The 17,970-nt window shown below is 66.9% G+C and carries 19 protein-coding genes and 2 pseudogenes; 6 read left to right on the plus strand and 15 right to left on the minus strand.

Annotated features, from left to right (window positions below):
* Together AC5Y46_RS15580 and AC5Y46_RS15585 are read right to left on the minus strand one after the other, a co-directional pair.
* Positions 1–101: PPE domain-containing protein (locus tag AC5Y46_RS15580; protein ID WP_499992153.1), on the minus strand; the 101-nt coding region annotated here is incomplete at its 3' end.
* Positions 102–816: 715 nt separating this feature from the next.
* Complete coding sequence (locus AC5Y46_RS15585; protein WP_499992155.1) at positions 817–2,238, minus strand: glycine--tRNA ligase; 1,422 nt, start codon at positions 2,236–2,238, stop codon at positions 817–819.
* Between the two features lie 177 nt (positions 2,239–2,415).
* Between AC5Y46_RS15585 and AC5Y46_RS15590 the strand changes: the two genes are divergently transcribed.
* Together AC5Y46_RS15590 and AC5Y46_RS15595 are read left to right on the plus strand one after the other, a co-directional pair.
* Entirely contained in the window at positions 2,416–2,814 is a 399-nt protein-coding gene (locus AC5Y46_RS15590; protein WP_499945253.1) for an ArsR/SmtB family transcription factor, read from the plus strand.
* Positions 2,811–3,206, plus strand: a complete 396-nt coding sequence (locus tag AC5Y46_RS15595) for a Fur family transcriptional regulator (protein WP_499945252.1) — start codon at positions 2,811–2,813, stop codon at positions 3,204–3,206. The genes AC5Y46_RS15590 and AC5Y46_RS15595 overlap by 4 nt, the downstream gene beginning before the upstream one ends.
* 43 nt (positions 3,207–3,249) lie before the next feature.
* Here AC5Y46_RS15595 and AC5Y46_RS15600 read toward each other — a convergent pair whose 3' ends face one another.
* The 3 genes from AC5Y46_RS15600 to recO are packed head-to-tail and all read right to left on the minus strand — an operon-like array spanning position 3,250 to position 5,328.
* Complete coding sequence (locus AC5Y46_RS15600; protein WP_499992075.1) at positions 3,250–3,648, minus strand: hypothetical protein; 399 nt, start codon at positions 3,646–3,648, stop codon at positions 3,250–3,252.
* Entirely contained in the window at positions 3,648–4,541 is an 894-nt protein-coding gene (locus AC5Y46_RS15605) for a decaprenyl diphosphate synthase (RefSeq protein ID WP_499992076.1), read from the minus strand. The genes AC5Y46_RS15600 and AC5Y46_RS15605 overlap by 1 nt, the downstream gene beginning before the upstream one ends.
* Positions 4,534–5,328, minus strand: a complete 795-nt coding sequence (recO, locus tag AC5Y46_RS15610; RefSeq protein ID WP_499992077.1) for a DNA repair protein RecO — start codon at positions 5,326–5,328, stop codon at positions 4,534–4,536. The genes AC5Y46_RS15605 and recO overlap by 8 nt, the downstream gene beginning before the upstream one ends.
* Positions 5,329–5,443: 115 nt before the next feature.
* Here recO and AC5Y46_RS15615 point away from each other — a divergent pair, with 115 nt between their 5' ends.
* On the plus strand, positions 5,444–6,943 hold the full coding sequence (locus AC5Y46_RS15615; protein WP_499992078.1) for an amidase: 1,500 nt from the start codon (positions 5,444–5,446) through the stop codon (positions 6,941–6,943).
* 27 nt (positions 6,944–6,970) lie between these two features.
* Here AC5Y46_RS15615 and AC5Y46_RS15620 read toward each other — a convergent pair whose 3' ends face one another.
* Positions 6,971–7,927 carry a GlxA family transcriptional regulator gene (locus AC5Y46_RS15620; protein WP_499992079.1) on the minus strand — a complete coding sequence of 319 codons (957 nt, stop codon included), beginning with the start codon at positions 7,925–7,927 and terminating at the stop codon, positions 6,971–6,973.
* 76 nt (positions 7,928–8,003) lie between these two features.
* Between AC5Y46_RS15620 and AC5Y46_RS15625 the strand changes: the two genes are divergently transcribed.
* Positions 8,004–8,660, plus strand: a complete 657-nt coding sequence (locus tag AC5Y46_RS15625) for a DJ-1/PfpI family protein (RefSeq protein ID WP_499992080.1) — start codon at positions 8,004–8,006, stop codon at positions 8,658–8,660.
* Position 8,661: 1 nt separating this feature from the next.
* Entirely contained in the window at positions 8,662–8,982 is a 321-nt protein-coding gene (locus AC5Y46_RS15630; RefSeq protein WP_499992081.1) for a hypothetical protein, read from the plus strand.
* Here AC5Y46_RS15630 and era read toward each other — a convergent pair.
* The 8 genes and pseudogenes from era to hrcA form a co-directional block, all read right to left on the minus strand.
* Positions 8,979–9,878 (minus strand): GTPase Era, encoded by a 900-nt coding sequence (gene era, locus AC5Y46_RS15635; protein ID WP_499945243.1) that lies wholly within the window; start codon positions 9,876–9,878, stop codon positions 8,979–8,981. The genes AC5Y46_RS15630 and era overlap by 4 nt on opposite strands.
* 30 nt (positions 9,879–9,908) lie before the next feature.
* The gene (locus tag AC5Y46_RS15640; RefSeq protein ID WP_499992082.1) at positions 9,909–11,195 is read right to left on the minus strand and encodes a hemolysin family protein; all 1,287 of its coding nucleotides are present in this window, start codon (positions 11,193–11,195) and stop codon (positions 9,909–9,911) included.
* Positions 11,192–11,725, minus strand: coding sequence for an rRNA maturation RNase YbeY (gene ybeY / locus AC5Y46_RS15645; RefSeq protein WP_499945241.1), 534 nt, complete (start codon positions 11,723–11,725; stop codon positions 11,192–11,194). Before ybeY ends, AC5Y46_RS15640 begins: the two co-directional genes overlap by 4 nt.
* Positions 11,726–11,743: 18 nt before the next feature.
* Positions 11,744–12,085: pseudogene (locus AC5Y46_RS15650) on the minus strand (PhoH family protein); the annotation flags it as partial.
* Positions 12,086–13,027: 942 nt separating this feature from the next.
* Positions 13,028–13,729: pseudogene (locus tag AC5Y46_RS15655) on the minus strand (PhoH family protein); the annotation flags it as partial.
* Positions 13,730–13,894: 165 nt separating this feature from the next.
* Positions 13,895–14,680: a 16S rRNA (uracil(1498)-N(3))-methyltransferase gene (locus tag AC5Y46_RS15660; RefSeq protein ID WP_499992084.1), complete on the minus strand. Its 786-nt coding sequence runs from the start codon at positions 14,678–14,680 to the stop codon at positions 13,895–13,897.
* A 15-nt stretch (positions 14,681–14,695) separates the two neighbouring features.
* A complete protein-coding gene (dnaJ, locus tag AC5Y46_RS15665) occupies positions 14,696–15,844 on the minus strand; it encodes a molecular chaperone DnaJ (protein WP_499945239.1) in 1,149 nt (382 codons plus the stop codon).
* Between the two features lie 72 nt (positions 15,845–15,916).
* Entirely contained in the window at positions 15,917–16,948 is a 1,032-nt protein-coding gene (gene hrcA, locus AC5Y46_RS15670; protein ID WP_499945238.1) for a heat-inducible transcriptional repressor HrcA, read from the minus strand.
* Positions 16,949–17,085: 137 nt separating this feature from the next.
* On the opposite strand from hrcA, the gene AC5Y46_RS15675 reads away from it, so the two are divergent.
* The gene (locus AC5Y46_RS15675; protein WP_499945237.1) at positions 17,086–17,385 is read left to right on the plus strand and encodes a type II toxin-antitoxin system VapB family antitoxin; all 300 of its coding nucleotides are present in this window, start codon (positions 17,086–17,088) and stop codon (positions 17,383–17,385) included.
* A 17-nt stretch (positions 17,386–17,402) separates the two neighbouring features.
* Here the strand turns inward: AC5Y46_RS15675 and AC5Y46_RS15680 are convergent, their stop codons facing one another.
* Positions 17,403–17,900: an MTB12 family secreted protein gene (locus AC5Y46_RS15680; protein ID WP_499945236.1), complete on the minus strand. Its 498-nt coding sequence runs from the start codon at positions 17,898–17,900 to the stop codon at positions 17,403–17,405.
* Positions 17,901–17,970 lie beyond the last annotated feature (70 nt).

The following is a 17,970-nucleotide window of genomic DNA, read 5'->3' on the forward strand; positions in this document are numbered from 1 at the left end:
TCCCAAGCCGCCGCCGCCACATGCAACGGACCCGACCCAGCCCCAGCGAAAATCCGCGCCGAATTGATCTCCGGCGGCAACCACGCAAAATCCAAGAACATCGCAACCCCAACCCAGCCAGCCGCGTCAACGGCTCCAACTCTTGGTGGCGTCCGTCACACAGGACAGTCCATGCCGCATCGTAAAACAAATCCGGCCGAAAGTCTGCGCCTTCACCGACATTCGAGGGAATTCGGCCATCCGTCCGGCCCATCCTGTGCGGGGCCAGACAGCTGTCCAGCGCGATGTCGACGAATTAGACTTTCGAATTACCGGGCGTCGAATCGGAGTAATCGGCCGCTTTTCTGATTCGTTTGGCGGACGGTTTGCGACACCAGAATATGAGGGCGCGAGACGACGCCGACGCAACCATCGTTCCGCAGTTCACCCGCGCGGGAGTTCTGCTGCCGCAATGCACATCCCGAGGATTCTCCCACCACCGCGTCGCGACCGCGGCATCACCGAATCCAAGGCGGCACCGACGTTTCCGCCCATAGACGACGCCGCGACGACCCGTCTCGTCGCCGGCCGCACCCGACGTCGCCGCCGCAGATAAATTTTCGGCAAATCTGAACTCATCAGCCAACACCGGTCACGCCTAGCCGGCCCCATGGGCACAGAAAAGGTCTGCCACGAAACGGCTCCGCACGACATTTGAAAAGTCAGTTCGAATGAACTTCGTCTGACGAGATATCCCCGGACGTACGGATAAACCGCCGAATTACGCTGAAAAAGGCGAAACAAGATCGGCTTTATCCACCGCGCACGCCCGCGAGATCAGCTGCCCCTCAAGCGCACGGCAAGGTAGTCGGCTACCTTGTCGATCGCGACGCGCTCCTGCGTCATGGCGTCGCGCTCGCGCACCGTGACCGCGTCGTCTTCGAGTGAGTCGAAGTCGATCGTCACGCAATACGGCGTGCCGATCTCGTCCTGGCGACGGTAGCGCCGGCCGATCGCACCGGCGTCGTCGAACTCGATGTTCCAGGACTTGCGCAGCTCGGCGGCAAGGTCGCGGGCCTTCGGGCTCAGATCGGCGTGCCGCGACAGCGGCAACACCGCCGCTTTGACCGGAGCCAATCGCTGATCCAGTCGCAGCACCGTGCGCTTGTCCACCCCGCCCTTGGCGTTGGGCGCCTCGTCCTCGTGGTACGCGTCGACCAGGAAGGCCATGAACGACCGCGTCAGCCCGGCGGCAGGTTCGATCACGTAGGGCACGTAGCGGGTGTCGGTGGCCTGGTCGTAGTAGGACAGTTCGGTTCCGGAATGCTTCGAGTGCGTCGACAAGTCGAAGTCGGTGCGGTTGGCGATGCCTTCCAGCTCACCCCACGGATTACCGGCGAACCCGAACTTGTACTCGATGTCGGTGGTGCCGTCGGAGTAGTGCGACAGCTTTTCCCTCGGGTGTTCGAACAGCCGCAGGTTCTCCGGGTCGATGCCGAGGTCGATGTACCACTGGCGCCGGGTGTCGATCCAATACTGGTGCCACTCCTTGGCCGTCGAAGGCTCGACGAAGAACTCCATCTCCATCTGTTCGAACTCGCGGGTCCGGAAGATGAAGTTGCCCGGGGTGATCTCGTTGCGGAAACTCTTGCCGATCTGCCCGATGCCGAACGGGGGCTTGCGGCGAGCGGTGGTCACCACGTTGGCGAAGTTGACGAAGATCCCTTGCGCGGTCTCCGGACGCAGATAGTGCAGGCCTTCTTCGGTCTCGATGGGCCCGAGGTAGGTCTTGAGCATCATGTTGAACTCGCGCGGCTCGGTCCACCGGCCCGGCTCGCCGGTTTCCGGGTCCCGAATGTCGGCCAGCCCGTTGGGCGGCGGGTGCCCGTGTTTGGCCTCGTAGGCCTCGATGAGATGGTCAGCGCGATAACGCTTGTGGGTGATCAGCGATTCGACCAGCGGGTCGTGGAACACCTCGACGTGACCGGAGGCGACCCATACTTCGCGCGGCAGGATGATCGACGAATCCAGGCCGACGACATCGTCGCGACCGGTGACCACCGCACGCCACCACTGCCGTTTGATGTTCTCCTTGAGTTCGACCCCCAGCGGGCCGTAGTCCCACGCCGACTTCGTGCCGCCGTAAATTTCGCCGGACGGGAAGACGAAGCCCCGTCGTTTGGCCAGGTTGACCACGGTGTCGATGACAGACGCCACGGGGCGTGCGCTCCCTTCGGAGGATCTGGCAGACGCGGGCACGGCAACCGCCGCCCGCAAAACATCAGTCATGGTAGCGACCACCGCCCCGGTCTTTGACATGCATCATCATGCATGTGACAGTGGAGGGCAGTCGCTGGCTGCAGCCGACGGTGGTTCTCCGGCGAGTCTCAAGCTGTTTCGAATGCTCGGTACTTCAAGAGGTGGTGACTCCATACGGTGACGTCGCCCCGGACACATTCCGCTCCTGCCGCCGACGACGACGTGGTCGGTCCGCACGAGCACGGTGCTGACCGGTTCGAGGAACATCCCTCCTATCCGACGCCACCGTCGCGGGACATCCTCGATGCCGCCGGCGAATTGCTGCGCGCCCTGGCCGCCCCGGTGCGGATCGCTATCGTGTTGCAGTTGCGCGAATCTCAGCGCTGCGTCCACGAATTGGTCGACGCGCTGGGTGTTCCGCAACCATTGGTGAGTCAGCATCTGAAGATCCTCAAGGCCGCTGGGGTGGTGTCCGGGGAACGGTCCGGCCGCGAAGTGCTGTACCGGCTGGCCGACCATCACCTGGCGCACATCGTCATCGACGCGGTTGCCCATGCCAGCGAGGACGTGACATGAGCGAAACCGCAGGAAGCGTCCGCTCCACCCGGCAACGGGCGGCCATCTCGACGCTGTTGGAGACGCTGGACGAGTTCCGCTCGGCTCAAGAACTGCACGACGAGCTGCGCCGGCGCGGCGAGAACATCGGCCTGACCACCGTTTATCGGACGCTGCAGTCGATGGCGGCCGCAGGCCTGGTCGACTCGCTGCGCACCGACACCGGAGAAGCGGTCTACCGCAGATGCTCGGATCACCATCACCACCACCTGGTGTGCCGCAGCTGCGGCTCGGCCATCGAGGTCGGCGACCACGAGGTCGAGGCCTGGGCGGCCGAAGTGGCCACCAAACACGGCTACTCCGACGTCAGCCACACCATCGAGATCTTCGGCACCTGCTCGGATTGCCGCTGAGCCCTGGCCGCCGAATGTGCTGCCGGCCGCACACTGGTCGCGCTCAGGCGGTCAATTCGGCGCGGATGCGGGCACCGCTGTCCAGCACCAACAGGATCAACGTGCGCAGTGCGTCGTCGGTGAGCCCGCCGCCGGGAAAGTTGTACCGCAGTAAGACGTCCGCCGTCTTGGCGCTCTTGGACCCCTTTTCGAGCAGAGTCACCGACCCGAAGTTCGAGTCCCGGCCGTGCCTGGCCACCTGGTCGCTGATCTTCTTCGACAGCGGCAGGTCCCAGGCCAATACCTGGGTCAACGACACCAGGTCGAGGTCCTCGGCGATGGTCACCACCCGCAACGACGCGAACGTGCCGTTGTGCCGTATTGTCAGCGCCCCGTCGGATTCCGCGTCGACGGCCAGCACCTCTCCGAGTATCGCCATGAGTCGCTCTTGCAGTGCCGGCACTAGGCGCTCCCGAACCGGCGGTTACGCGAGGCGTATTCCTCGCAGGCCGCCCACAGATCGCGACGGTCGTAGTCGGGCCAGAGCTTGTCCTGGAAGATGAATTCGGCGTAAGCCGCCTGCCACAGCATGAAGTTGCTGGACCGTTGCTCCCCCGAGGTGCGCAGGAACAGGTCGACGTCGGGGATGTCAGGACGCTGCATGTACCGCGCGAGGGTGGATTCGGTGATGCGATCGGGGTTGAGTCTGCCGGCCGCGGCCTGCTCGGCGATCCGTCTGGTGGCTTCGGCGATCTCGGCGCGGCCACCGTAGTTGACGCAGTAGTTGATGGTGATGACGTCGTTGTTCTTCGTCACTTCCTCGGCGATCGCGAGTTCGTTGATCACGCTGCGCCACAGGCGCGGCCGGGAACCCACCCAGCGAATCCGCACGCCCATCTCGTTGAGAATCTCCCGGCGACGTCGCACCACGTCGCGGTTGAAGCCCATGAGAAAGCGGACCTCTTCGGGCGAACGCTTCCAGTTCTCCGTGGAGAACGCGTAGAGACTGAGCCATTTGATACCGAGTTCGACTGCGCCGCAAGCGATGTCGATCACCACCGCTTCGCCCATCTTGTGGCCCTCGGTACGACTCAAGCCACGCTGGGTAGCCCAGCGGCCGTTGCCGTCCATCACGATGGCGACGTGGTTGGGCAGCTGGTCGGCCGGGATCCGGGGTGCAACCGCCTTCGACGTGTGTTGCGGCGGACGACGCGGTCCCCCGTCGGGCGACGGCGGCAACTGCGGGAAGACGACCGGCCACGTCGAGGTGTCGGGAAAGGTCGGGTAATCCTCGGGCGCCGGGGGCAGTTGCGGAAAGTCGGCGAACTTCAGCTTTCGCTCGGCCCTGTTAGCCACACTCGACATCCTGCCCAATCGGTTCGGGGCGACGGTCGGCGATGGTGCGATTGGCGGAGACCCGCTCCACCAGCGGCAGCGTCTTGAGCTGGCGCTCCAAGTGCCATTGCAGGTGCGCGGCTACCAGTCCGCTGACGTAGCTGCGGTGTGCTTGCGGCGCGGCCTCGGCACTCTCCCAATCACCGTCGTGCAGGGCGGACATGAGGTCCACCACGCCCAGCGGCGGAGTGGTCGCGCCGGCCGGACGGCAGTGCGTGCAGACGCTGCCTCCGGCTGCGATGTGAAACGCCCGATGCGGACCCGGGGTGGCGCAGCGGGCGCATTCGGTCAACGCCGGCGCCCATCCGGCTGTGGCCATGGCGCGTAACAGGTAGGCGTCCAACAGCAGATCGCGGGACCGGCGCCCATCCGCCACCGCCCGGAGCGCGCTGACGGTGAGCCGGTGCAGCGCCGGGGCGGGCGCCCGTTCTTCCCCGGCGAGACGTTCGGCGGTTTCCAGCATCGCGCAAGCGCAGGTGTAGCGGCCGTAGTCGCTGACGATGTCGGTGGCGAACGCGTCGATCGAAACGACCTGGGTGACAATGTCGAGGTTGCGGCCCGGGTGCAGTTGCGCGTCGATGTGCGCGAACGGTTCCAACCGGGCACCGAATTTGCTGCGGGTGCGGCGCACGCCCTTGGCCACCGCCCGAACCAACCCGTGATCGCGGGTCAGCAAGGTGACGATCCGGTCGGCTTCGCCGAGCTTGTGCTGACGCAGCACAACAGCCCGGTCTCGATACAGCCGCATCCCGCTGATCTTAGTGGCGACCCGCTGCGCCCGGCTCCGCCGCGCTGGCGATCGCCACGTAGTTTTGCACCCCGCCGCGACATTGCGGGTATCCGCGCCGATAGTCTCGTACCCCGTGGTTGGCGCTTCCGAGTCCGGTTCCGGGGCCGTGTCCGGCTCCGGCTACCAGCGCTTGCCCACGTTAACCGACCTGTTGTACCAGCTGGCCACCCGCAAGGTCACCGCCGCCGAACTGGCCCGCCGATCGCTGCATGCCATCGATGTGAGTCAGTCCACATTGAACGCGTTCCGGGTCGTGCTGACCGAGTCGGCGCTGGCCGACGCCGCCGCCGCCGACCGGCACCGCGCTGCCGGTGACACGGCGCCGCTGCTGGGCATCCCGATCGCGATCAAAGACGACGTCGACGTTGCTGGCGTGCCGACCCGCTACGGCACCGATGGGTATGTCCGGCCGGCGACCCAGGACAGCGAGGTGGTCCGCCGGCTCAAGGCGGCCGGTGCGGTGATTGTCGGCAAGACCAACACCTGCGAACTGGGCCAGTGGCCGTTCACCAGCGGGCCCGGGTTCGGGCACACCCGAAATCCCTGGGCTCGTCGGCACACCCCGGGCGGGTCGTCGGGCGGCAGCGCCGCCGCGGTGGCCGCGGGCCTGGTGACCGCCGCGATCGGTTCCGACGGCGCGGGCAGTGTCCGCATCCCGGCGGCCTGGACGCACCTGGTGGGCATCAAGCCCCAACGCGGCCGCATCTCCACCTGGCCGGAGCCGGAATCGTTCAACGGCATCACCGTCAACGGCGTGCTGGCGCGGACGGTGGCCGACGCCGCGCTGGTGCTGGACGCGGCGTCGGGCAACGTCGAGGGCGATCTGCACAAGCCCGAACCGTTGACCGCCTCCGACTACGTCGGCATCGCCCCCGGCGAACTCAAGGTCGCCTTGTCGACCGGGTTTCCGTACACGTTCTTCCGGGCCAAGCTGCATCCGGAGATCCTGGCCGCCACTTTGAAGGTCGGCGAGCAGCTCGAACTACTCGGTCACAAGGTGGTCAAGGGAAACCCCGACTACGGGCTGCGGTTGTCGTGGGACTTTCTGGCCCGGTCCACCTCCGCGCTGTGGGAGTGGCAGGAGCGCCTCGGCGACGGTATCGAGTGGGATCCCCGCACGTTGTCCAACATGCGCACCGGCCACATGCTCTCGCAGGCGACCCTGCGCAGCGCGCGCCGTCACGAGATCGCCGACCAGCGCCGGGTCGGATCGATCTTCAACATCGTCGACGTGGTGCTGGCGCCGACCACTGCCCAGCCGCCACCGCAGGCGCGCGCCTTCGACCGGTTGAGCGGCCTGGCCACCGACCGCGCCATCATCGCCGCGTGCCCGTACACGTGGCCGTGGAACGTACTCGGGTGGCCGTCCATCAACGTGCCGGCCGGTTTCACCTCCGACGGGTTGCCGATCGGGGTGCAGCTGATGGGGCCGGCCAACAGTGAAGGCATGCTGATCTCGTTGGCCGCCGAATTGGAGGCGGTCAGCGGCTGGGCGTCCAAACAGCCCGAAGTGTGGTGGAACACCGGCAACAACACGCCGCCCATGCACGGTGTGCCGCCACCTCGACGTTGAAAACTGTTACGACGCACGGGGTTTGACTCACGTCTGAGTGTTGTCTGCAGTTTGGCGAAAGGTGTTGCGATAGCTCTGCGGTGTCACTCCCGTGAGTCGGCGGAACTGCTCACGGAAGTTGGTCGTCGACGCGAAACCGACTCGGCGCGAGATGGTTTCGATTCCGTCGTCGGTGGCCTCAAGTAGTTCCTGGGCGTGCCGGATCCGCACCCCGTTGACCCATTGCAACGGCGTCTGTCCGGTCTCTCGCTTGAATGCGCGGTTCAACGTCCGCACGCTGGTCGATGCCTGGCGTGCGATGTCGGCAAGGGTCAGCGGCAGGTGCGCGCTGGTTTCGATCCAGGCCAGTACCGCGTCCAGTTCGGTGTTGACCACACGACGGTTGCGGACGATGAATTGGGCCTGGCCCCCGCTGCGGTGCAGTGGGGCCACAGCCAGGCGTGCGGCGTCGGCGGCCACCGCCGAACCGTAGTCTCGGGCGACCATGTGCAGGCACAAGTCCAATCCGGCTGACGCTCCGGCGGAGGTCAGGATCTGGCCCTCGTCGACGTAGAGCGCATCGGGATCGAGCCGCACGGCCGGATACCTGGCGGCAAAGATTTCCGCCGCGACCCAATGGGTGGTCGCACGCTTGCCGTCGAGCACCCCGGTGGCGGCCAGGGTGAACGCGCCGGTGCATATCGACGCTATCCGAATTCCTTTGTCGTGGGCCGCCTTTAGTGCCACCACCACATCGTCCCGCACGGGTGTGGTCACGTCGTTGCGTCCCGGCACGATGATGGTGTCGGCATCGCAAAGCTCGTCCAGCCCGAAATCGGTGGTGATGCCGACGGGTCCGGCGCAGACCACGGGCGCACATCCGCACACCCGGACGCGGTAGCCCGGCGTGTCGTCGGCCAGTCGGACGCGGCCGAACGTCTCGATCGCGATGGCCATATCGAACGCGATGACATCTGGCTCAGCCAAGACCGCCACTTTGTGCATGGCTTGGCAATATACCGATGCAGGATGGCAATCAGGCCACTGGTGAGAAGTGATGGCGCCCCCCACGATGAGTGGCATGCATGCGCAACTAGTGCTCTACGACGGGTTCGACCCGCTCGATGTGATCGCGCCGTTCGAAGTGCTCGCTGCCGGAAGCGAATTCGTGGGAGGCGAGTTGGAGGTGTCACTGGTGTCGGCGGAGGGCGCCCGCGACGTGACCAGTGGCACGCGCGGCCTGACGCTGGCGGCGACGGCCGCGCTCGATCCGACCCGCAGTGGCTGCGTGCTGCTACCCGGAGCGAGCGGACCGGTCGGCGGCGACCCCGACGACGGCGTCGAAACCATACCGGTGTTGCTGGCCCAGGCGGCGCAGACGAAGCTGACTCCGTTGCTGGAGCAGGCATTCGGCAATCCGGAGATCACCGTGACGGCGGTGTGCGGTGGTTCGGTGATCCTGGCGATGGCGGGTCTGATCGAGGGGCGCCACGCAGTCACCCATCACCTGGGGCTGGGCCTGCTGGACGCCGCTGGGGTAAACGCGGTGCCCGCCCGGGTGGTCGACGACGGCGACCTGGTCACCGCGGGCGGGGTGACGTCCGGGTTGGACCTGGCGCTGCACCTGCTGGACCGGTGGTACGGCCCCCGCGTCGCGCACGCCGTCGAGCAGCTCTTCGAATACGAACGCCGGGGCGTGGTGTGGCGCAGCGCCGGCCGGGAACCGGTGGAGGTGTGAGTTGAGATCTGGATCGAGCTTTGCAGGCGACTGGGACGTGCGGATCAAGACCCCGATCGGCACTCTCGCGGTGCAATATCTCTTCACCCAAGGACCGGATGGCTGGTCCGGCACCGCCACCTACCAGGACGAAACGGTTGACCTACAAGGCGTTTCGAGTAGCCCGGCATCCGGCGGGACACGGGTGACCTGGCGGCAGTCGGTGCGCAAGCCGATGCGGCTCAACCTCGATTTCGACGTCGTGTTCAACGGCGACGTGATGAGTGGACATTCCCGCGCCGGCCGGTTGCCGCGCTCGGCGGTGAACGGCACACGCCGTTAGAAGCCAAGCCGGCCAAGCTGTTTGGGGTCACGCTGCCAATTCTTGGCGACCTTTACCCGCAGGTCCAGGTATACCTTTGTGCCGAGCAGCTTTTCGATCTGGGTGCGGGCGGCAGTACCGACCTCCCGCAGCCTGGCACCGCCCTTGCCGATGACGATGCCCTTCTGGCTGTCCCGCTCGACGTAGAGCACGGCGTGCACGTCGATCAGATCGTCGCGATCATCCCGCGGTTCGACCTCCTCGATCACCACGGCCAGCGAGTGCGGCAGCTCGTCGCGGACACCCTCCAGGGCCGCCTCCCGGATGAGCTCGGCCATCAGCACCTCTTCGGGCTCGTCGGTGAGCTCACCGTCTGGGTAATAGGCCGGGCCGGGGGGCAGCGCGGCGGCCAGCACCTCGATCAACACGTCGACCTGCGCCCCGGAAACGGCTGACACCGGGACGATTTCAGCGGCGTTCGGGACGAGTTCACTGACCGCGACCAGCTGTGCGGCCACCCGGTCCCTGGGCACTTTGTCGGTCTTGGTGACAATGGCCATCAACGTCGTCTTCGGCGCGACCGAGCGGATCTGTTCGACGATCCAGCGGTCGCCGGGACCGATCGTCTCGTCGGCTGGGATGCACAACCCGATGACGTCGACCTCGGAGTAGGTGTCGCGGACCAGGTCGTTGAGGCGCTTGCCCAGCAAGGTCCGCGGCCGGTGCAGGCCCGGGGTGTCGACCAGGATGATCTGGAAGTCCTCGCGGTGCACGATCCCGCGGATGGTGTGCCGGGTGGTCTGCGGGCGCATCGAGGTGATCGCCACCTTCGCGCCGACCAGCGCATTGGTCAGCGTCGATTTTCCCGTGTTGGGCCGGCCCACCAGACACACGAAGCCGGAACGGAACTCGCTCACGGCGTCGTGGCGACGTCGGCACCGAGCCGGTCACTCATCGTCGTCCCCCTCCTCGACCGGGCTCAACAGCACGGTGCCGATCCGGACCCGTCCCCGATGATCGCGGCCGCCTTCGGCGTGCATCCGCAGGCCGTGCGAGACCACTTCGGCGCCCGGCAGCGGAACACGGCCCAGCTCCAGGGCCAGCAGACCGCCGACGGTGTCGACGTCGAGATCGTCGTCGAACTCGACCCCGTACAACTCCCCGACGTCCTCGATGGGCAGCCGGGCCGACACCCGGAAACGGTTGTCCCCCAACTCCTCCACCGGGGCCGTCTCAGCTTCGTCGTACTCGTCGGCGATCTCACCGACGATCTCCTCCAGCACGTCCTCGATGCTGACCAGCCCGGCGATGGCACCGTACTCGTCGACCAGCAACGCCATGTGGTTGCGGTCGCGCTGCATCTCGCGCAGCAGCGCGTCCAGCGGCTTGGAGTCGGGCACGAAGACCGCCGGGCGCATCACCTGCGCCGCGGTGGTCTCGTGTCCGCGATCGGAGGCGAAGAACCGCTGTCGCACAAGGTCTTTCAGGTACACCACGCCGAGTACGTCGTCGACGTTCTCGCCGATCACCGGGATGCGGGAATGCCCGCTGCGCACCGCGAGAGCGATCGCCTGCCCTGCTGACTTCTCACCCTCGATCCACACCATCTCGGTGCGCGGCACCATCACCTCACGCGCGGGGGTGTCACCCAGCTCGAAAACCGACTCGATCATGCGGCGTTCGTCGGCGGCGACCACACCACGCTGCTGGGCCAGGTCGACGACTTCACGCAACTCGATCTCGGAGGCGAACGGGCCGTTGCGGAAGCCCCGGCCGGGGGTGAGCGCATTGCCCAGCAACACCAGCAGCCGGCTCACCGGCATCAGCAGCCACGACATCACCTGCAGCGGAAGGGCAGTCGCCAACGCGATCGAATAGGCGTGTTGGCGGCCTAGCGTACGTGGACCGACACCGATGACGACGAAGCTGGTGACCACCATCACGGCCGCGGCGTAGAGCAATCCCCACTTCTGGCTCACGCTGTCCCGGAAATAGACCACCAGTAACGCGGTCGCGAAGATCTCGCAGACGATGCGCAGCAACACCACCAGGTTGATGTAACGCGGCCGGTCGGTGATGACCTTGAGCAACGATCTCGCACCCGGCCGCTCGTCACGCACCAGTTCCTGGCTGCGGGCCAGCGACACCGTGCTTACCGCAGCGTCGAGCATCGCGAATAGCCCGCCCAGACCGATCAACACGACCGCACCGAGCAGTTGCGAGATGCTGCTCAATTCTCGAAATACCTTGACTTGTCTAGCAACCGGCGGTCTCGCTCCTGTTGCCGGTCCTGCTGGTAGGCCTGCACCTGCTCGGCCACCCACTCCTCCAGCAGCCGGTCCTGCAGGGCGAACATCTCGCGCTCCTCGTCCGGCTCGCCGTGGTCGTAGCCGAGCAGATGCAGCACGCCGTGGATGGTCAGCAGCGCCAGTTCATGACCGAGGGTGTGACCCGCCGCGGCGGCCTGCACGGCGGCGAACTCCGGGCACAGCACGATGTCGCCGAGCATGGCCGGCCCTGGATCGGGGGCATCCGGGCGACCGCCGGGTTCGAGCTCGTCCATCGGAAAGCTCATCACGTCGGTCGGTCCGGGCAGGTCCATCCAGCGCATGTGCAGGTCGGCCATCGCCGCGGTGTCCAGCAACACCATCGACAGTTCGGCGGCCGGGTTCACGTCCATCTGGGTGATGACGAACCGCGCGACGCTGACCAACTCGACTTCGGAGACGTCGATCCCCGACTCGTTGGAGACTTCGATGCTCATGAGACTCTCACGCCCTCATCATCGACGATGACGGCTGCCGGATGCCCGCCGAGCCGCCCGGTTCATCCCGGACTCGGGGTCCTCGTAGCGCGCGTAGGCGTCGACGATCTCTCCGACCAGCCGGTGCCGGACCACGTCCTGGCTGGTCAGCTCGGCGATATGGATGTCGTCGATGTCCTCCAGAATGTCGACCGCCGCCCGCAGACCCGAGCGCGCGCCGCCGGGCAGGTCGACCTGAGTGGCGTCACCGGTGACGACGACCTTGGACCCGAAACCCAGCCGGGTGAGGAACATCTTCATCTGCTCGGCGGTGGTGTTCTGCGCCTCGTCGAGGACGATGAACGCGTCGTTGAGGGTGTTGTGGGTGAGCAGAAAGTCCTCGGTCACGTACAGCGAATCTGCGGCCGCGACCCGGATGCACACGGCTTCTTCGATGCCGGCTGGCTCGATGCTGTCGACGAACCGCATCGGGCGGGCGCCCCCGGTCGCGTTGTATTTCTCGGCGTTGCGTGACAGCCGGAAAGGCACGACGCCCTCAGGCAGTCGGATGTCGAGGATGTGCGCGCCGGCACGCTGCTGCAGCCCCTTCGGCCCGGCGCTTTGGGCCGGCTTGGTGCGTTGGTCGACGACGCCGCCCAGCGACTGGACAACGAAAGTTACGTCGTCGCGCAGTCGATCGGACGGGGTAGTGAACTGAACACGGCACCATCGTCCGCCACGGGTGACCGACCCGCCGTCGGAATCGAGCAGACCCTGCAGGACGGCCAACCGCGCGCCGGCCGAATTGAACAGGTAGTCCTGCGGGATGAACTTGGTGTCCGAGCGCGTCCCTGCGAGACCGAGCCGACCCCACGCGTTGGCCAACTCCGGATCCGCTGCCGAAAACGAGGGCGTCGTCGCACCGGTGAGACATCCGTCGCCGAGCAACAATCCGAGCGCGTACGGATCCAGCGGCACCGGACGAGCGTCGAAATCCGCCGGCGCGCTCAATAGCGGCAACTCGTAGCGGTGGGAGTGCCCGGCGCGCAGATTGCCGATCATCTCCTTGGTCTGCAGCACCCGCGCGGGCTTGCCGCGCCGACGGTCGCTGCGGGTGTAGACCGACCAGAGGTGATCCCCGGAGGCCAGTGTGGAGGAGCCGTCCTGCGCCGATACCCGATAAATCTCTTTGAAGCCTTGCGGATAGACGCCGAGAACCTCCGTCGGCCGCCCGTCCGACCCGATGACGAAGTCCCCCACCTCCAACTCGCCGATGGGCCGAAACCCGTTCGGCGTCAACACTTTTGTGAAGACCGGCTGGGCGCGCCCGCGCATATACGCCAGCGGCGCCACCTCGATCACCCCGGCCGACATCAGCTTCGGGATCAGCTCGGGATCCATCATGTCGTAGAGCGCGTCGTACAGCGGGCGCAGATACGGGTCGATCTTCTCGCTGAGCGTGCCCGGCAGAAACCCAAGGCGCTCACCGGCTTCCACGGCGGGCCGGGTCAGGATGATGCGGGTGACCTGTTTGGTCTGCAGCGCGTGCACGGCTTTGGCCATGGCCAGGTAGGTCTTTCCGGTGCCGGCCGGACCGATGCCGAAGACGATGGTGTTGTTGTCGATCGCGTCGACGTAATGCTTCTGGTTGAGCGTCTTGGGCCGGATCGTCTTGCCGCGCCGGGACAGGATGTCCAAGGTCAGGACCTCGGCCGGCGATTCGTTGCCGGTGCCGACCAGCATGGCCACACTGTGCCGCACCACCTCCGGCGTCAGCGCCTGCCCGCGGCCCACGATCGCCACCAACTCCGACACCGCACGTTCGGCCAGCGCGACGTCGGCGGGCTCACCGGAGAAGCTGACGGTGTTGCCGCGGACATGCAGCTTGGCGCTCAGCGCGCGTTCCAGGGCGCGCAAATTCTCGTCGGCCGAGCCGAGCAGGCCCATGACGAGGTCGGGCGGAACGTCAATGCTGCTGCGCACTTGCACGTCGCTGGCAGCAGCGCGGGTCTCGCGGGGCGTCACGTGGTTTCCGTTGCCTGCTTTCTGGCGTGTCGAATCAAACGGCATCAGTCTACCGCCGGTCGCTGACCACAACTCAGCGATTTGATGCCGGCCAGCAGGATTGCCAGCCCGCGCTCGAAATAGGCGTCCCGCTACTGGCATCCCGAGTGGGATTCTGACGACGCCTCACCGGCGTGTCTTGTCGTCCGATTCACAGTCGGCGGAGGCGTCCCAGCGGGTGGTGAGCACCCCCAGCGCCCCCAGCGCCACCGCCGCGGCGGTCGACGTGCGTAGCACGGTCGGGCCGAGCCGGACCGCCACGGCGCCGGCGTCGACCAGCGCGGTGATCTCCTCCGGAGCAATACCGCCTTCCGGACCCACCACCAGCAGCACCGAATCCGTTTGCCGCAGTGCGATATCCGTCAGGCGCCGGGTCGCCGACTCGTGCAACGCCAGCACCGTGCCACCGTCGGCCAGCTCGTCGCGGACCCGCGCGGTCAAAGCCTTGGTGGACAACACGCCGTCCACCGGAGGGATGTAGGCACGCCGGGACTGCCGTGCGGCCGAGCGGGCCACCGCCCGCCACCGGCGCAGGCCCTTGTCGACGCGCGCGCCTTGCCAGTTGGCGACGCACCGCGCCGCCTGCCACGCAAGGAACGCGTCGGCGCCGGCCTCGGTGGCCAGCTCGACGGCGAGTTCGGAGCGCTCGGATTTCGGCAACGCCTGGACGACCGTCACTGCGGGTGACGGGGCTGCGACCGTCCAGCGTTCCTGAACGCGTGCCCCGAGGCCGTCACGTCCGGCGTGCTCGACCCGGCAGCGGGCCAGTCCGCCGGCGCCGTCACCGAGTACCAGTTCCTCGCCGGGCCGGATGCGCCGGACGGTGGCGGCGTGGAATCCTTCGTCACCGGTGACGAAGGCCATCGCCTCCGGTTCGGGCAACGCGTCGACGTAGAACAGCGTGGCCACCATGGGGAGCGTGAAAGACTAACGCCCGGTGAAGGTTTCGCGCAGGCGACTGAACAGCCCGCCGCCGCCGGAGTGCGTCGAGCGGACTTCCGCCACGTCGCGGCCACGGCGGTTCTTCAGCTCCCGCAACAGATCGGTGTCGTGGTTGTCCAGTCGGGTGGGGACCACGACCTCGATGTGGACGTGCAGGTCGCCGCGCGCGCTGGAGCGCAGGTGTGGCATCCCTCTCCCGCGCAGCGTGATCGTCGCGCCCGGCTGGGTGCCCGGCGGGACGACGATCTCGCTGGCGCCGTCCAGAATGGCATCCAAAGTGACCGTGACGCCCAGCGCCGCGTCGACCATGGGAACCGACACCGTGCAGTGCAGATCCTCACCCTGCCGGACGAAGATGTCGTGGGCCTGTTCGTGGACCTCCACATACAGATCACCCGCGGGCCCGCCGCCGGGACCGACCTCACCTTGCGCGGCGAGCCGGACCCGCATGCCCTCGGCGACCCCGGCCGGGATCTTGACGGTGATGTCCCGGCGCGCGCGTACCCGTCCGTCGCCCATGCACTGGTAGCAGGGGTCGGGGATGGTGACGCCCACGCCGCGGCAGGTCGGACAGGGACGCGAGGTCAGCATCTGCCCCAGCAGCGAACGCTGCACGCTCTGCACCTCGCCGCGGCCGGCGCAGGTGTCACACGGCACGGGCGCCGAATCGCCGTTGGTGCCCTTGCCCTGGCAGCGGTCGCACAGCACGGCGGTGTCGACGGTGACCTGTTTGGTGACGCCGGTGGCGCACTCCTCGAGGTCCAGGCGCATCCGCAGCAGCGAGTCCGATCCCGGACGGACCCGGCCGATCGGACCGCGGGAACCTCCGCCTCCGCCGAAGCCACTGCCCCCGAAGAACGCTTCGAACACGTCGCCCAGGCCACCGAAACCGGCGAAGCCGTTGCCGGCGCCCGCGCTTTCCAGTGGGTCTCCGCCCAGGTCGACGATCCGGCGCTTCTCCGGGTCGCTCAGCACCTCGTAGGCGGCGCTGATCTCCTGGAACTTCGCCTGCGCCGCCTGGTCGGGGTTGACGTCGGGATGCAACTCGCGCGCCAGCTTGCGGTAGGCGCGCTTGATGTCCGCATCGCTGGCGCCCTTGCTGACTCCGAGCAACCCGTAGTAATCGCGTGCCACGTTTGACCTCTCCTATGCGGGACTAGACCGCCGCGGCGGCGGCTGTCCTCGAAACCTGTTGGGGGTGCGCGATCATCGAGCACCCAGCACTTCGCCGATATACATGGCAACCGCAGCCACACTGGCCATAGTTCCCGGATAGTCCATCCGGGTGGGCCCCAGCACCCCCATGCCGCCGTAGACGGTGTCGTGACTGCCGTAGAGAGTGGACACCATCGAGGTGCCGGCCATCTCCTGGGCTTCCGTCTCGTGACCGATGCGCACCGTCACCTTGCCGGCTTCCTGCTGCGCCGCCAACAGCCGCAACACCACGACCTGTTCCTCGAGAGCTTCCAGGATGGACCGCAGCGATCCGCCGAAGTCGGCGGAGTTGCGGGTCAGGTTGGCGGTACCGCCCAACAGCAGCCGCTCCTCGGTGTGTTCGACCAGCGATTCCAGCAACACCGTCGCCGAGCGTCCGACCGCGTCGCCCAGGCCGTCGCCGCCGTGCAGCCGGCCGGCCAGGTCAGCCACCGCGATCGAAGCGGCGGCGAGCCGCTTACCGATCAGCGCCTGCCCGAGCATCTCCCGCAGTTGGGAGAGCTGATGGTCGTCGATGACGTCACCGAGTTCGACGATGCGCTGGTCCACCCGCCCGGAATCGGTGATGACCACCATCAGCAACCGGGCCGGGGTCAGCGCGATCACTTCCAGGTGCCGGACGGTCGACGTCGACAGTGTCGGGTACTGCACCACGGCCACCTGCCGGGTGAGCTGGGCCAACAGGCGCACCGCGCGGCGCAGCACGTCGTCGAGGTCGACACCGGATTCCAGAAAGCTCTGGATGGCGCGGCGCTCGGCCGAGGACAGCGGCTTGACGTCGTCGAGGCGGTCGACGAACTCGCGGTATCCCTTCTCCGTGGGCACCCGCCCGGAGCTGGTGTGCGGCTGGGTGATGTAACCCTCGGCCTCCAGCACCGCCATGTCGTTGCGGACGGTCGCGCTGGAGACACCGAGGTTGTGCCGTTCCACCAGGGATTTCGAGCCGATCGGTTCGTGGGTGGCGACGAAGTCGGCGACGATGGCGTGCAACACCTGAAAGCGACGCTCGTCCGCGCTTCCCATCGACCGTTCACCTCCTAGAACGCGACCTGGGGACTCCCCGACCGCGTTTATTTTACGGTCTCAGCAGCGCTCATCCCGCCAACGGGCGTTCGGTGGCCGACACCTCGTCAGCGCCGCGCGGCGGTTAGCCTTTGCAGGTGATCTTCAAAGGCGTGCGCGAGGGCAAGCCGTACCCCGAACACGGGCTGTCGTACCGGGACTGGTCCCAGATACCGCCGCAGCAGATCCGCCTCGACGAGTTGGTCACCACGACCAGGGTGCTCGAACTCGACCGCCTGCTGTCCGAGGATTCGACGTTCTACGGCGACCTGTTCCCGCACGCCGTCAAGTGGCGAGGCATCGTCTATCTGGAGGACGGCCTGCACCGGGCGGTGCGGGCCGCGCTGCGTAACCGCACCGTTTTGCATGCGCGGGTCTACGACATGGATATGGCGTAGCGCGTCGGTACTCCGGGTCAGTGGGAGGCGGCCCGCAACAGTTCCATCGCCGAACCACGCGACAGCACCCAGCCGCCCTGACCGCCCTGGTTGACGAACGTCACGTTCTGGGTGACCGGCGGCGAGAGCTTGGGGCCGGAAACCGAGACATCGGCGGTGGCCGAACCGGCGCCCGCCGGCTGGATGTTGGCGATGCTGAACGACAACGGCAGCTGACCGTTCTTCTCCGCCTTCTTCAGCTGGTGGTCGGCGAGGTGCGCTTCGGTGCCGCCGATGCCGCCCTCGACCAGGTTGCCTTTGTTCGTGAACGACACACTCGGGTCGGCGAGGTTGGTCAGGATGCCGGTGAGCTGCCCAGCCGTCGGGACCGCGGTGGCCGGCGCCGGGTCCTGCGGAAGCGGCGCGCCGAAGACGACGGGTTGCACCTGGTACGGCGCCGGAGCGGTGACGGTGACACCGGCTGCGCCGACGGCGGCGACGGCCGCTGCTGCCAAGACGATGGATTTGATCCGCATGAGTGTTCTCTCCCCCTGGGTTCACGTGCGCGGTGCACGGTGTGACTGATGTGTCGGTTGTTTCACGAGT

It is taken from the genome of Mycobacterium sp. NGS59, assembly GCF_059812345.1.

Excerpts from the sequence above, each read along its gene's own strand:
- hrcA (WP_499945238.1), bottom strand. The coding sequence starts at position 16,948 with ATGGGAAGCGCGGACGAGCGTCGCTTTCAGGTGTTGCACGCCATCGTC.
- AC5Y46_RS15625 (WP_499992080.1), top strand. The coding sequence starts at position 8,004 with ATGCATGCGCAACTAGTGCTCTACGACGGGTTCGACCCGCTCGATGTG.
- AC5Y46_RS15660 (WP_499992084.1), bottom strand. The coding sequence starts at position 14,680 with ATGGTGGCCACGCTGTTCTACGTCGACGCGTTGCCCGAACCGGAGGCG.
- recO (WP_499992077.1), bottom strand. The coding sequence starts at position 5,328 with ATGCGGCTGTATCGAGACCGGGCTGTTGTGCTGCGTCAGCACAAGCTC.
- ybeY (WP_499945241.1), bottom strand. The coding sequence starts at position 11,725 with ATGAGCATCGAAGTCTCCAACGAGTCGGGGATCGACGTCTCCGAAGTC.
- AC5Y46_RS15620 (WP_499992079.1), bottom strand. The coding sequence starts at position 7,927 with ATGCACAAAGTGGCGGTCTTGGCTGAGCCAGATGTCATCGCGTTCGAT.
- AC5Y46_RS15680 (WP_499945236.1), bottom strand. The coding sequence starts at position 17,900 with ATGCGGATCAAATCCATCGTCTTGGCAGCAGCGGCCGTCGCCGCCGTC.
- AC5Y46_RS15595 (WP_499945252.1), top strand. The coding sequence starts at position 2,811 with ATGAGCGAAACCGCAGGAAGCGTCCGCTCCACCCGGCAACGGGCGGCC.